Source organism: Klebsiella sp. Q2 (assembly GCF_009900705.1).
GTDB classification, from domain to species: domain Bacteria; phylum Pseudomonadota; class Gammaproteobacteria; order Enterobacterales; family Enterobacteriaceae; genus Klebsiella; species Klebsiella quasipneumoniae.
The window spans coordinates 1,539,346-1,552,000 of the sequence record NZ_JAAABE010000001.1; the positions used below are offsets into that span (position 1 = coordinate 1,539,346).

The following is a 12,655-nucleotide window of genomic DNA, read 5'->3' on the forward strand; positions in this document are numbered from 1 at the left end:
TTGCAGCGCCCAACAGAATATTTACAGGGCGCCTTTCATTTCTGTTCTACACTCATTAAAAGACCCCACAACCAAACGGGCGGAGATCATTTTCAATTCACTTCTGCTTTGTAAATCATGAGTTTTCTATTGCCAGCTTGTTTTGTTGAACCCGGCTGAGCGTTGGCGTATGAATATTTAATGAGCGTAATGGAAAATGGATAATAATAATCTTCAGTTAATAGAAAAACGGCTGGTCACCCGCTTTCTCGATATGTTTATTCGGTTCGGTCTTATTCTGGCGCTGGCCTCATTCTGTTTTACCGTCTTTTCTCCCTTCGTCAATATGATGCTCTGGGCGTTGATTCTGGCCGTGGCGCTCTATCCTTTACATCAGTATTTTGCCAGACTGTTAGCGGGAAAACAGGGACTGGCGTCGGTGGCGCTGGTGCTGTTAGGTATTTTACTGATTGTTATCCCCACGGTGCTGATGATCACCTCGCTGGCGGAAAGCGCCAGCGCCATGATTGACAAGATGGGTAGCCAGAGCTTTACCATTCCCCCGCCCTCTTCACGAATTGCCTCTTTACCGATCGTTGGCGAGCGGCTTAGCGCCCTGTGGATGCGGGCTTCCGTGGATCTCCCGGGACTGCTCAGCAATTACCGTTCGCAAATCGGCGATATTGCCAAACAGTTTCTCAGTATTTTGGCCAGCATGGGCGGCGGACTGATTGGCTTTATTATTTCGTTTATCGTCTCGGGCATTATGATGGCCTGGGGCGCCGCGGGCGCCATCAGCGCCCAGCGTATTGCCATCCGTATTACCGATGAAAATAAAGGCGTGACCCTCACCCGCCTGTGTACCAGCACCATCCGCGCGGTCGCCCAGGGCGTCATCGGGGTGGCATTGATCCAGGCGCTGCTGGTGGGTGTGATCATGCTGATGGCCAGCATTCCCGCCGTCGGGATCTTCTTTATTCTGGCCCTGATCCTCGGCATTGCCCAGGTGCCGGTGATCCTGGTGACGGCCCCGGCCATTGCGCTAATGTGGAGTCTCGGCACCCACAGTACCGGCATGGATATCTTCTACACCATCCTGCTGATCGTCGCCGGCATGGCCGATAACGTCCTCAAACCTCTGCTGCTGGGGCGCGGAGTCGACGCGCCAATGCCGGTAGTGCTGCTGGGCGCCCTCGGCGGAATGGCCTCTAACGGCATTCTCGGTATGTTTCTCGGCGCCACCCTGCTGGCCATCGGTTATCGGATCTTCATGACCTGGGTAAATGAAGGGCAACCCGCTCTGCCGCAGGATAAATAACCTCAAGGGAGCGTTACGCTCCCTTAATTCATTCCATAAACATTCGTACCGCGCACCAGACCAGCAGCAGCGCCAGCAGCAGATTTAACCCTCTTCCATGGCGTTCGAACACCGGCTGAAACAGATGACCGGCCAGCGCCCAGCAAAGATTGCCGGCAACGCCTATTACTGATAGCAACAGGCTTATCATCACCAGCCAGAATGGCTCGCGAGTCACCGGCAGAACAAAGGTCGACAGGGCCGTGATGCCGTACAGGATAATTTTTACATTCACAAACTGCAGCCCCAGGCTGGCCCAGAAGCTGACAGGCCGCTCCTCCTGCCCACCGCTGGCCGGGTCGCTGCGCGCAATGTGCCAGGCCAGCCACAGGATATACCCTGCGCCGACCCAGCGTAGCAGGGAGGTTATCCCCTCATCCAGGGTAACGAGAGTGAACGTCAGCCCGGCACAAATCAGCATGATGATCACAAACCCCAGGCTCATGCCGGCCAGAACCCGCATGCTCCGTCGAAAGCCGTGCGCGGTGACGCTGCTCAGCGCCAGAATATTATTCGGCCCGGGCGTCAGGGCGGTGATCAGGGTGTAAGTTAAAAAGGCGCTAATCAGGGTAGGTGTCACGTGTTTTCTCCTCTTGACTGGCAGACAGTACCCGAAGCTGATAATTTAAAAAAATGAATGTTTTTTCATTCTGAATTCGAGAATGTCGATATAAAGAGGAAATATGGATCTGCGACGCTTTATCACCTTCAAAACGGTTGTCGAAGAAGGATCCTTTCTGCGCGCCTCGCAGAAACTGTGCTGCACCCAGTCCACCGTAACCTTTCATATCCAGCAGCTTGAGCAGGAGCTTGCTATCCCGCTGTTTGAGAAAATTGGCCGGCGGATGTGCCTCACCGCCGCGGGTAAGAATGTCCTGCCGCACGTCTACGATCTGACCAAAGTGATGGCGTCGATTCGCCAGGCGGCGCGCCAGGACGATGAACCCGGCGGCGAACTTCGCGTCGCCACTGGTGAAACCCTGCTGGCGTACAAAATGCCGCCGGTGCTGCAGCGTTTTAAGCAACGCGCCCCGAAGGTCCGCCTGTCACTGCAGTCGCTCAATTGCTACAGCATCCGTGATGCGCTGCTCGCTGACGAAGTCGACCTGGGGGTGTTTTACCGGGTTGGCAACGATGATGCACTCACCATGATGGAACTTGGCCCGCAGCCGCTGGCGCTGGTCGCGTCAGTCGATCAGGCGCCGGTCGACTTCCTGCGCCCGCGGCAGCATATCCCATTGAGCTTTATCATCAACGAGCCCCAGTGCGTGTTCCGGCAGATTTTTGAAAGTACCCTGCGCCAGCGCGGCATTACCATGGAGAACACCATCGAACTGTGGAGTATTGAAAGCATCAAACAGTGCGTGGCGGGCAATCTGGGGGTGAGCTTCCTGCCGCGCTTTGCGGTAGAGGAGGAACTCAAACGCGGGACGCTGGTCGAGCTGCCGTTCAGCGAGACGCCGCTGACGATCCATGCGCTCTGCGCCCATCACGCCGGGAAAGCAATCAGTCCTGCGATGCGGGTATTCATGCAGTGTATGCAGGAGGAACAAGAGGCGCGCTGAAATTCGGCGACGAAAACGACGAAAGCCTGAATCATTGCTGATTCAGGCTTTCTGAATAGTGGCGGAACGGACGGGACTCGAACCCGCGACCCCCTGCGTGACAGGCAGGTATTCTAACCGACTGAACTACCGCTCCGCGTTGTTGTTCCGTTGGGAACGAGGCGAATATTACGGATTCCCCTCTACCCCGTCAACGCTTTTTCTACCGTTTTGAATCGTTTGCTGCAAAAATCGCCCAACCGCCTACTTTTAATCCATTTTAGTGGTTATCAGGCACGCCACAGGCAGCTTCCGCCTTTCTTCTGTACCAGATCGAGGCGGGATTCATGGTTCACCAGTTCTTCATCAGAGGCATAAACTACCCGTAACTGGCTGGCGGCGCGGACGACGCGCTGAATGCCCATCTCTCCCGCCTGCTGCTGGCTTTCGCCTTCCATAGAGAACGCCATCGAAGTCTGGCCGCCGGTCATCATCAAATAGACATCGGCAAGGATCTGGGCATCGAGTAATGCCCCGTGCAGCGTACGCTTGCTGTTATCTATTTCGTAGCGCGAACATAACGCATCCAGACTGTTGCGCTTGCCGGGGAACATTTTCCGCGCCAGTGCCAGACTGTCGGTGATTTTACAAAAGGTCTCGGTTTTTCCGATGCCGCGGTTCAGCTTACCGAACTCATAATCCATAAAGCCGATATCGAACGAGGCGTTATGGATCACCAGCTCCGCGCCGCGGATGTAATCCATAAACTCATCAGCCACATCGGCAAAGGTGGGTTTATCCAGCAGGAATTCATCGGCGATCCCGTGCACGCCGAACGCCTCCGGATCCACCAGCCGATCGGGCTTCAGATAGACGTGGAAATTGTTACCGGTCAGGCGGCGGTTGATCACCTCCACGGCGCCGATCTCAATGATCTTGTGTCCTTCGTAGTGCGCCCCGATCTGGTTCATACCGGTGGTTTCGGTATCGAGAACAATCTGGCGCGTAATTGCAGTGCTCATAGCGGTCATTTATGTCAGACTTATCGTTTACAAATCGATTTCAATTACAGGAAGTCTACCAGAGATGCTCAAACAGGTAGAAATTTTCACCGACGGCTCTTGCCTGGGAAATCCAGGACCCGGCGGTTACGGCGCCATCATGCGCTACCGCCAGCACGAAAAAACCTTTAGCGCCGGCTACCGTCTGACCACCAATAACCGCATGGAACTGATGGCGGCAATCGTCGCTCTCGAGGCGTTAAAAGAGCATTGCGAAGTGGTGCTCAGCACCGACAGCCAGTATGTCCGCCAGGGGATCACCCAGTGGATCCACAACTGGAAAAAGCGCGGCTGGAAAACGGCAGAGAAAAAACCGGTAAAGAATGTCGACCTCTGGCAGCGGCTGGACGCCGCGCTTGGCCAGCATAAGATCAAATGGGAGTGGGTGAAGGGCCACGCCGGCCATCCAGAAAACGAACGCTGCGACGAGCTGGCCCGCGCGGCGGCCTCCCATCCCACTCAGGACGACATCGGCTACCAGCCGGAGAGCTAATTCTGCCCCTTGCGCCACTGCCGGGTGGCGCCTACTGCTGGCCGCAGCTGGGTTTTCGCTTTCCCTGACTTCATCGGATTAAGGGTGAGCGGTATGGTCCGTTTGCGAGCGACAATCAATTGCAAACAGCCCAGCGCCGGCAGATGGGTGCTCAGCAGTTTGCCGCCATGCCGCGACCAGGGTAAAATCTGATAACGCCCATAATGCAGCACTTCAAAGTTGAGCAGCGACAGCCAGTCCAGCTGGCGCATCAGCGTAAACATACGGCTGTTGTACGGCGTGCCTTTGCGCAGGACCGGCACCAGTTTACGCAACCCCATCAGGCTCACCGGATTAAACCCGGTCAGGATCATCCAGCCATCATCGATCAGGACGCGATCGGCCTCCCGCAGCAGGCGATGCGGATCGCTGCACCACGGCAGGGTATGCGCCAGCAGGCAGGCGTCGACGGACTTTTCGGCAAAGGGCAAATGCAGCGGGTCGGCCCGGACCTGCATTGGGTTTCCCGCCAGCGAGACATTCACCTGGTGCGAGATGGCGCAAGCTTCGGTATTGATTTCCGCGCTCAGATTGCCAATCTTAAGCAGATGAAAGCCATATAATTTAGCCAGCCATGGCTTCATCTGCTGTTCAAGCGTTTCGCGATAGTATTCGCCCCACGGCATACTGGACCAATGCTCAGGCGCTGTCACTGTATGAGGTATCCTTGCCGGCTTCATTGCCACCTTCCGCTACGCTTTAGAGGTAATTTATGAATCTTATCAGTATTCCCGCGTTTCAGGACAACTACATCTGGGTTCTCATTGAGAATCACGGCCGCTGCATCATCGTTGATCCGGGCGAGGCCGCGCCGGTTCTGGCGGCAATCGAGGAAAACCAGTGGCAGCCCGAGGCCATTTTACTGACCCATCACCATCAGGATCACGTCGGCGGCGTAAAACAATTACGTGAAAAATTCCCCTCTCTGGTGGTTTACGGGCCGGCAGAAACCCAGGATAAGGGGGTTACTCAGGTAGTAGACGATGGCGATCGGTTGTCAATTCTGGGTCACGATTTTTCCATTTTCTCCACGCCAGGTCACACATTAGGACATATCTGTTACTACAGCGAACCTTATCTGTTTTGCGGCGACACAATGTTCTCCGGCGGCTGCGGAAGGCTGTTCGAAGGCACCGCAGAGCAAATGTATCAATCATTTATGAAAATTAACGCCCTTCCTGCAGAAACCATTATATGTTGCGCACATGAATATACGTTAGCGAATATGAAGTTTGCGTTAAGTATCCTGCCTGATGATAGGGACATAAACGATTACTATCATAAAGTTAATGAGTTACGTGCAAAAAAACAAAAGACACTACCCGTAATTCTGAAAAACGAGCGGCGTATAAATTTATTTTTACGCGTAAATGATGTTGATTTAATTGATAAAATTAACAAAGAAACAAAATTGCAACACTCTGTGGCGCGATTTGCGTGGCTAAGGTCAAAGAAAGACGAATTCTGACATTTAATTCTTGTCATCGGCTAACTTCGCCGTTATCCTTGGTCGTCTTTTAAGCAACTATTGACACACACATGAAGGCACGAGCGATATTATTCGCCTCTGTCCTGCTGGTGGGGTGCCAGGCGTCTAAGCACGATGGCACCGTCGAACAGCGAGCACAGAGCCTTTCTGCGGCTGGTCAAGGGGAAGCAGGCAAGTTCACAAGTCAAGCGCGCTGGTTAGATGATGGAACCTTCTACGCGCAAGACCAGGATCTGTGGACTTCCATAGGCGACGAGCTAAAGATGGGAATACCGGATAACCCCCGGATTCGCGAGCAAAAACAGAAGTACTTAAGAAATAAGAGCTATCTCCACGATGTAACTTTACGGGCAGAGCCGTATATGTACTGGATAGCCGGGCAGGTTAAGAAACGTAACATGCCAATGGAACTGGTATTACTACCCATAGTGGAGAGCGCTTTTGACCCACACGCGACGTCTGGCGCCAATGCCGCAGGCATCTGGCAGATCATTCCGAGCACAGGGCGCAATTATGGTTTAAAACAGACCCGCAGTTACGATGCGCGTCGTGACGTTGTCGCATCGACAACCGCGGCGCTGGACATGATGCAACGTCTGAACAAAATGTTCGACGGAGACTGGTTGTTAACGGTCGCGGCATATAACAGCGGCGAAGGTCGGGTCATGAAGGCAGTGAAAGCGAACCGTTCGCGTGGCAAACCCACCGATTTCTGGTCGCTGTCTCTGCCGCATGAAACGAAAGTCTACGTACCGAAAATGCTGGCATTGAGCGACATCCTCAAAAACAGCAAACGTTACGGCGTAAAGTTGCCTACGGCTGATGAAAGCCGTGCGCTGGCGCGCGTTCGCCTCGACAGTCCGGTTGAGATTTCTCAGCTCGCGGATATGGCCGGTATGCCGGTCAGCAAGCTGAAGACCTTCAACGCCGGCGTAAAGGGGTCAACGCTGGGCGCTAGCGGGCCAAAGTACGTCATGGTGCCGCAGAAGCACGCAGCCCAACTGCGTGAATCGCTGGCCTCTGGCGACATTGCCGCCGTACAGCCGACGCAGCTCGCGGATAATACGCCGCTGACCAGCCGAAGCTATAAGGTGCGTTCCGGCGACACCATTTCCGGGATTGCTTCCCGTCTCGGTGTGACGACCCGCGATCTGCAGCAGTGGAATAACCTGCGCGGCTCTGGGTTGAAGGTTGGACAGAACCTGGTTATCGGCGCCGGCAGCAGCGCGCAGCGTCTGGCGAATAACAGCGATAGCATCACCTATCGCGTTCGCAAAGGTGACTCGCTGTCGAGCATCGCCAAACGTCATGGCGTTAATATTCGCGACGTCATGCGCTGGAACAGCGATACCGACAATCTGCGGCCTGGCGATCAGCTAACCCTGTTTGTGAAAAACAGCGATCGACCAGAGTCCTGATACGTCAGGGTTCGATAAAAAGGCACCGACTTCCCCCGGTGCCTTTTTTGTTGTCCGTATTAAACCGCTTTATGCGCTTCAAACATGATGGTATCGCTGGTAAAGGAACCATCCTGCTGTAACTCAAAGTAGGCTTTCACCTCCGCCGAGGCGCTCTGCTGGTATAAACGAATCGCCTCCACCAGCGGCTCAGGGGTACGCATCCGCGCCACCCACGAACTGAACTCCAGCGGCAGGCGATCGGTCAACAGCCGATTAATCACCAGCCCCGCCTCCGTCGCCAGCGCCAGCCACTCGCCGCTGGAATAATTACGCACGTGCGAGGTATCGCGCAGCGCTTCCACGGTCTGCAACCAGACATCACGCACCGCATGACCCGGCGACATCACGTCCATCACGATCATCACCCCGCCCGGCTTGAGAACACGTTTCACCTCACGCAGCGCCTGGCCGACATCATGCCAGTGGTGCGCGGAGTAGCGGCTAATCACCACATCAAAGCTGGCATCAGCGAACGGCAGCGTTTCAGCATATCCCTGCTGGGTCACGATATTGCTAAAGCCTTTCTCTTTTGCCGCCGCGGTAACCACTTCCAGCATCTGGCTTGATAAATCATAGGCGGTCACCTCGGCAACCTGTCCCGCCGCGGTAAAGCTGGCGTGCCCTGCCCCGCAGCCCATATCCAGCACTTTCGCCTGCGGAAAATCAGCCAGACGTTCCGCCAGCCGCTGCAGATCGCGACCAGAGGCGTGTACGGCGCTGGTCAGATAGGCGCAGGCCTGGGAGCCGAACTGCTTTTCAACGTTGTCATGGTGAGAGCGTGTTGTCATGTTGTCTTGTCCTTACGGTTTTTTGAGTAATAAAAGGCAGCACCATGCATGCGCAGGCCTGCCCCATGGCAGGCCTGACCAACCTTAAATTAATCAGGCTTGCCGGGACTGAATTCGACTAGTAGCGGGTTGTGGTCGGAGGCGCGGGTTACCAGCACGGAAGCATCGTGCACGCTTAACCCACGGTAGAACACAAAATCGAGCGGGCGACCAAACGCGCGGCGGCGCTGGTCGTCAGAGAAACGAACTTCACGCAGCGACATCTCGCGTGCAAAGCGGTACAGGGCGTTCATCCGCGGGCGGCTCCAGGCATTGAAGTCGCCGGCCATGATCACCGGCCCGCTGTGATGGGCAATCTGATCGCCAATCGGCAGCAGCTGTTTGCTGTAGACGTCGACGCCAAGGCTGAAGTTGACGGCATGGATATTGACCACCATTAACAACCGCGCATCGGGCAGCGGATAGACAGTCACTAATGCTGATTTAGGCAGACGCAAAATTGGTTCACGCTCGCGCAATGGGCAGCAATAGATAGGATGGGCGGAAGCCAGCGTCATCACGCCGGACGGATGCTGGGGCAGCACCAGCGCAGGCACCTGATCGGCGGCCAGATAGTTGGTGGTCGCGAACCTGACCAGCTCCGGCGTCGTCTGCGCCTCCTGTAAAAGGACCAAATGCGCGTCTTTGCCAAAATTCTTAAGGACCGACTGCCACTCTGCTCGCTGTTGTTTGAAGATATTCCACACCAGCACGCGGATCTTCTCATCGCTGCTTAACGGCGTGCCGGCGGGATAAACCGGACTCACGCCCGCAAACGCCCCCGGAGGCAATATTCTCTCCGCAGGTTGTCCGGCGACATAGCGCATGGCGTAGGTGTTCTTTCGCAATTTGGGCATTAATCCTCGATAACAGAAACCAGCCCGACGACGACTGGTTCTTCTGTTATAGGGATTTTCCCATACACTTTCAATGCAATTTGCGAGAAACCCTTAGCCTTCGGGAGAAAGCGCTGCCGAACGGCGCGGCAATTTATCTAAACGCCCGCTCAGGACCACCAACAGCAAAGCGACCAGCACAATCACCGCGCCAATCCACGGCGTCTGCGCCAGACCGTACCGCTCGACCGTCTGTCCGCCGACGATCGATCCCAGCGCGATGCCGACGTTGAAGGCGGCGATATTCAGACCGGAAGCGATGTCGACAGCCCCCGGGGTATACTGCTCTGCTTTTTGCACCACATAGACCTGCAGACCCGGCACGTTGCCGAAGGCGAAAACGCCCATCACCAGCACCGTTGCCAGCGCGGCATAGTGAACGCTGGCGGTCAGCTGGAACACCAGCAGCAGCACAACCAGCGCGGCGAAGATAAACTTCAGCGCGGAGACGGCGCCATGCTTATCGGCCAGTTTGCCGCCCCATACGTTGCCGATAGCCACCGAGACGCCATAACCCAGCAGGATCCAGCTCACCGCTGAGGGGCTGAAGCCGGCCAGCTCCTGCATCATCGGCGCAAGGAAGGTAAAAGCGGTAAACACGCCGCCATAGCCCAGCGCGGTAATGGCATAGATCATCAGCAGGCGCGGATGGGTTAAGACTTTCAGCTGATCGCGCAGGCTGGCGCTGGCGCGGCCCGGAATATTATTCGGCACCAGAATCAGACTGCTGATTAGCGCAATCACCCCCAGAATCGATACCGCGAGGAAGGTTTCCCGCCAGCCGAAATGCTGGCCAATAAAGGTGCCAAAGGGAACGCCGGTCACCAGCGCGACCGTCAGGCCACCGAACATAATGGCGATGGCCGAGGCTGCTTTCTCTTTTGCCACCAGGCTGGTGGCGATTGTCGAGCCGATAGAAAAGAACACGCCGTGCGCCAGGCCGGTCAGCAGGCGCGCCAGGATCAGCGTTTCATAGCCTGGAGCCTGCCAGGCCAGCACATTACCCGCCGTAAACAGGACCATCAACGCCAGCAGCAGCTGTTTACGCGGCATACGCCCGGTTAATGCCGTCAGCACCGGGGCGCCGATTGCCACGCCCAGCGCGTAGATAGAGACCAGCAGTCCCGCAGAAGGTAGAGAGATAGAGAGTTGTTGGGCAATCGTCGGGACCAGGCCGACAATCACGAATTCAGTGGTGCCAATTGCAAAGGCACCGATGGTTAAGGCAAATAGCGCCAGTGGCATAATTTACTCCGTAGCATCAGGATTAAGATGACACGTAGTATGAAGGGTTGTATAAATAACAAAAACTATCAAAGTATCAATAGAATTTTGCTACAGGTGCAATAATGAGAGCCACATCCGAGGAGATCGCCATCTTTGTGGCGGTAGTGGAAAGCGGGAGTTTCAGCCGGGCAGCCGAACAGCTGGGTCAGGCCAACTCTGCCGTCAGCCGGGCAGTCAAAAAGCTCGAATCAAAGCTTGATGTCAGCCTGCTTAATCGGACCACCCGCCAGCTCAGTCTGACAGAGGAAGGCGAGCGCTATTTTCGGCGGATGCAGGTGGTATTGCAGGAGATGGCGGCGGCAGAAAATGACCTGCTGGAAACGCGCACGACGCCGCGGGGCTTGCTGCGGGTGGATGCCGCGACGCCGGTGATGCTGCATTTTCTCATGCCGCTGGTGAAGCCGTTTCGCGAGCGTTACCCGGAAATGACGCTGTCGCTCGTCTCTTCAGAGACGTTTATTAACCTGATTGAACGGAAAGTGGATGTAGCGATACGGGCCGGAACCTTAACGGATTCCAGCCTGCGCGCCCGACCGCTGTTCACCAGCTATCGTAAGATCGTCGCCTCGCCAGCGTATGTCTCGCGCTACGGTGTGCCGCAGCATCCGTCAGATCTGAAACAACATCAGTGTCTGGGCTTCACTGAACCCGTCTCTCTGAACACCTGGCCAGTCTCCTGTTGCGATGGTCAGTTGTTAGAGATTGAGGCGACGGTGTCATCAAACAGTGGGGAAACCCTCAAACAACTGTGTCTGACCGGCAACGGTATTGCCTGTCTGTCGGATTATATGGTGGATAAAGAGATAGCCAGCGGGGAGTTTGTTGAACTACTGGCCGACAAACGCTTGCCGGTGGAGATGCCCTTCAGCGCGGTGTACTACAGCGACAGAGCCGTCAGTACACGTATCAGGGCGTTTATTGATTTTCTGAGCGAACACGTAAAACAGCTCCCGAAGGAGCTGTCGTAGTACCCTCTGATGGGCATGCCGGAAGCGGGAGATTAATCCCACTGCGGCGCCAGACCTTCCGGGCTCACCAGCCGATCGTTGCAATCCAGCGCAGCGATCGCCTGGCGATCTTCATCATCCAGCTGCAGATCCAACGCCCTCAGGTTGCTGGCCAGGTTCTCACGCTTCGTCGAGGACGGGATTACCGCGTACCCCTCGCCCATCGCCCATGCCAGGATAACCTGGGCCGGAGTCGCATTATGTTTCGCCGCGATACGGGCAATCACCTCATCTTTCAGCGCTTTACCGTAGGCCAGGGTCATGTAAGAGGTGATATGGATACCGTGCTCACGCGCCCAATCGACGACTTTACGGTTTTGCAGATACGGCGAGAGCTCAATCTGATTGGTAGCAATGTTTTCAGCGCCAACGGCGGCAATCGCGCGCTCCATCAGTGGAATAGTGAAGTTGGAGATACCGATCTGACGGGTCAGGCCGAGCGTCTTCGCTTCCATCAGAGCGGCCATAAACTCTTCAACAGCCACCGCATCGTTCGGTGACGGCCAGTGGATCAGCGTCAGATCAACATAGTCAGTGCGCAGCTTCTGCAGGCTCTCTTGCAGGCTGGCGATGAGTTTGTCTTTGCTCAGGTTCTCGATCCAGATTTTGGTCGTGATGAACAACTCATCACGCGGCACGCCGCTCTCAGCGATAGCCTGACCCACCGCGGCTTCGTTGTCATAGATTTGCGCGGTGTCGATAGTACGATATCCCAGCTCCAGCGCGGTTTTTACGGATGCGATAACAACATCATCTTTCAGACGGAAGGTGCCAAGACCAAATGCAGGAATTGCCATGTTTTTCCTCGTTATTTGTTCATTTCGGTTAACGGATGAAATTATGGCGGATGGTGTGGAGGGGAAAAAGAGCGATTAATGCAGAGGATTTTTGCTGGTTTAGCAATAATCGGGAACAGATGAAACAAAAAAGCCCTGAGCAAATGCTCAGGGCTCTTATTAAGTGGCGGAACGGACGGGACTCGAACCCGCGACCCCCTGCGTGACAGGCAGGTATTCTAACCGACTGAACTACCGCTCCACCGAATTTTTTCGCTTTATGACCACCGGTTGTCACACCGGCTTACTGCAATTTGATGCCTGGCAGTTCCCTACTCTCACATGGGGAGACCCCACACTACCATCGGCGCTACGGCGTTTCACTTCTGAGTTCGGCATGGGGTCAGGTGGGACCACCGCGCTAGTGCCGCCAGGCAAAT

At 55.4% G+C, this 12,655-nt stretch carries 13 protein-coding genes, 2 tRNA genes and 1 rRNA gene; 6 read left to right on the forward strand and 10 right to left on the reverse strand.

Annotation, left to right across the window (positions count from 1 at the left end):
* Positions 1-196: 196 nt before the first annotated feature.
* Complete coding sequence (locus GT756_RS07490; RefSeq protein WP_048294202.1) at positions 197-1,297, forward strand: AI-2E family transporter; 1,101 nt, start codon at positions 197-199, stop codon at positions 1,295-1,297.
* 28 nt (positions 1,298-1,325) lie between these two features.
* On the opposite strand, the gene eamB is transcribed toward GT756_RS07490, so the two are convergent.
* Positions 1,326-1,916 (reverse strand): cysteine/O-acetylserine transporter, encoded by a 591-nt coding sequence (gene eamB, locus GT756_RS07495; protein ID WP_004204623.1) that lies wholly within the window; start codon positions 1,914-1,916, stop codon positions 1,326-1,328.
* Positions 1,917-2,019: 103 nt separating this feature from the next.
* Here eamB and GT756_RS07500 point away from each other — a divergent pair, with 103 nt between their 5' ends.
* On the forward strand, positions 2,020-2,901 hold the full coding sequence (locus GT756_RS07500) for a LysR family transcriptional regulator (protein WP_012968890.1): 882 nt from the start codon (positions 2,020-2,022) through the stop codon (positions 2,899-2,901).
* A gap of 59 nt (positions 2,902-2,960) precedes the next feature.
* Here the strand turns inward: GT756_RS07500 and GT756_RS07505 are convergent.
* Together GT756_RS07505 and dnaQ are read right to left on the reverse strand one after the other, a co-directional pair.
* A tRNA-Asp gene (locus GT756_RS07505) sits at positions 2,961-3,037 on the reverse strand.
* A gap of 133 nt (positions 3,038-3,170) precedes the next feature.
* Positions 3,171-3,902: a DNA polymerase III subunit epsilon gene (dnaQ, locus tag GT756_RS07510; protein WP_004204621.1), complete on the reverse strand. Its 732-nt coding sequence runs from the start codon at positions 3,900-3,902 to the stop codon at positions 3,171-3,173.
* A 64-nt stretch (positions 3,903-3,966) separates the two neighbouring features.
* Here dnaQ and rnhA point away from each other — a divergent pair, with 64 nt between their 5' ends.
* Complete coding sequence (rnhA, locus tag GT756_RS07515) at positions 3,967-4,434, forward strand: ribonuclease HI (RefSeq protein ID WP_004204620.1); 468 nt, start codon at positions 3,967-3,969, stop codon at positions 4,432-4,434.
* Here rnhA and GT756_RS07520 read toward each other — a convergent pair.
* A complete protein-coding gene (locus GT756_RS07520) occupies positions 4,431-5,153 on the reverse strand; it encodes a class I SAM-dependent methyltransferase (protein WP_160124642.1) in 723 nt (240 codons plus the stop codon). The two genes, rnhA and GT756_RS07520, sit on opposite strands and share 4 nt — an antisense overlap.
* Before the next feature lie 32 nt (positions 5,154-5,185).
* On the opposite strand from GT756_RS07520, the gene gloB reads away from it, so the two are divergent.
* Together gloB and mltD are read left to right on the forward strand one after the other, a co-directional pair.
* Positions 5,186-5,941 carry a hydroxyacylglutathione hydrolase gene (gloB, locus tag GT756_RS07525; RefSeq protein WP_004204618.1) on the forward strand — a complete coding sequence of 252 codons (756 nt, stop codon included), beginning with the start codon at positions 5,186-5,188 and terminating at the stop codon, positions 5,939-5,941.
* Between the two features lie 71 nt (positions 5,942-6,012).
* Positions 6,013-7,380 (forward strand): murein transglycosylase D, encoded by a 1,368-nt coding sequence (mltD, locus tag GT756_RS07530; RefSeq protein ID WP_004204616.1) that lies wholly within the window; start codon positions 6,013-6,015, stop codon positions 7,378-7,380.
* Positions 7,381-7,439: 59 nt separating this feature from the next.
* Here mltD and GT756_RS07535 read toward each other — a convergent pair whose 3' ends face one another.
* From GT756_RS07535 to GT756_RS07545, 3 genes are all read right to left on the reverse strand, one after another.
* Positions 7,440-8,210 (reverse strand): class I SAM-dependent methyltransferase, encoded by a 771-nt coding sequence (locus GT756_RS07535; RefSeq protein ID WP_043521488.1) that lies wholly within the window; start codon positions 8,208-8,210, stop codon positions 7,440-7,442.
* Between the two features lie 89 nt (positions 8,211-8,299).
* Entirely contained in the window at positions 8,300-9,097 is a 798-nt protein-coding gene (locus GT756_RS07540) for an endonuclease/exonuclease/phosphatase family protein (protein ID WP_004204614.1), read from the reverse strand.
* A 102-nt stretch (positions 9,098-9,199) separates the two neighbouring features.
* Positions 9,200-10,390 carry an MFS transporter gene (locus tag GT756_RS07545; RefSeq protein WP_043521489.1) on the reverse strand — a complete coding sequence of 397 codons (1,191 nt, stop codon included), beginning with the start codon at positions 10,388-10,390 and terminating at the stop codon, positions 9,200-9,202.
* A gap of 104 nt (positions 10,391-10,494) precedes the next feature.
* Here GT756_RS07545 and yafC point away from each other — a divergent pair, with 104 nt between their 5' ends.
* Positions 10,495-11,400 carry a DNA-binding transcriptional regulator YafC gene (gene yafC, locus GT756_RS07550; RefSeq protein ID WP_065878118.1) on the forward strand — a complete coding sequence of 302 codons (906 nt, stop codon included), beginning with the start codon at positions 10,495-10,497 and terminating at the stop codon, positions 11,398-11,400.
* 32 nt (positions 11,401-11,432) lie between these two features.
* Here yafC and dkgB read toward each other — a convergent pair whose 3' ends face one another.
* The 3 genes from dkgB to rrf form a co-directional block, all read right to left on the reverse strand.
* The gene (gene dkgB / locus GT756_RS07555; protein WP_032455584.1) at positions 11,433-12,236 is read right to left on the reverse strand and encodes a 2,5-didehydrogluconate reductase DkgB; all 804 of its coding nucleotides are present in this window, start codon (positions 12,234-12,236) and stop codon (positions 11,433-11,435) included.
* A 164-nt stretch (positions 12,237-12,400) separates the two neighbouring features.
* A tRNA-Asp gene (locus GT756_RS07560) sits at positions 12,401-12,477 on the reverse strand.
* A gap of 57 nt (positions 12,478-12,534) precedes the next feature.
* A 5S ribosomal RNA gene (gene rrf, locus GT756_RS07565) occupies positions 12,535-12,650 on the reverse strand.
* Between the last annotated feature and the right edge of the window lie 5 nt (positions 12,651-12,655).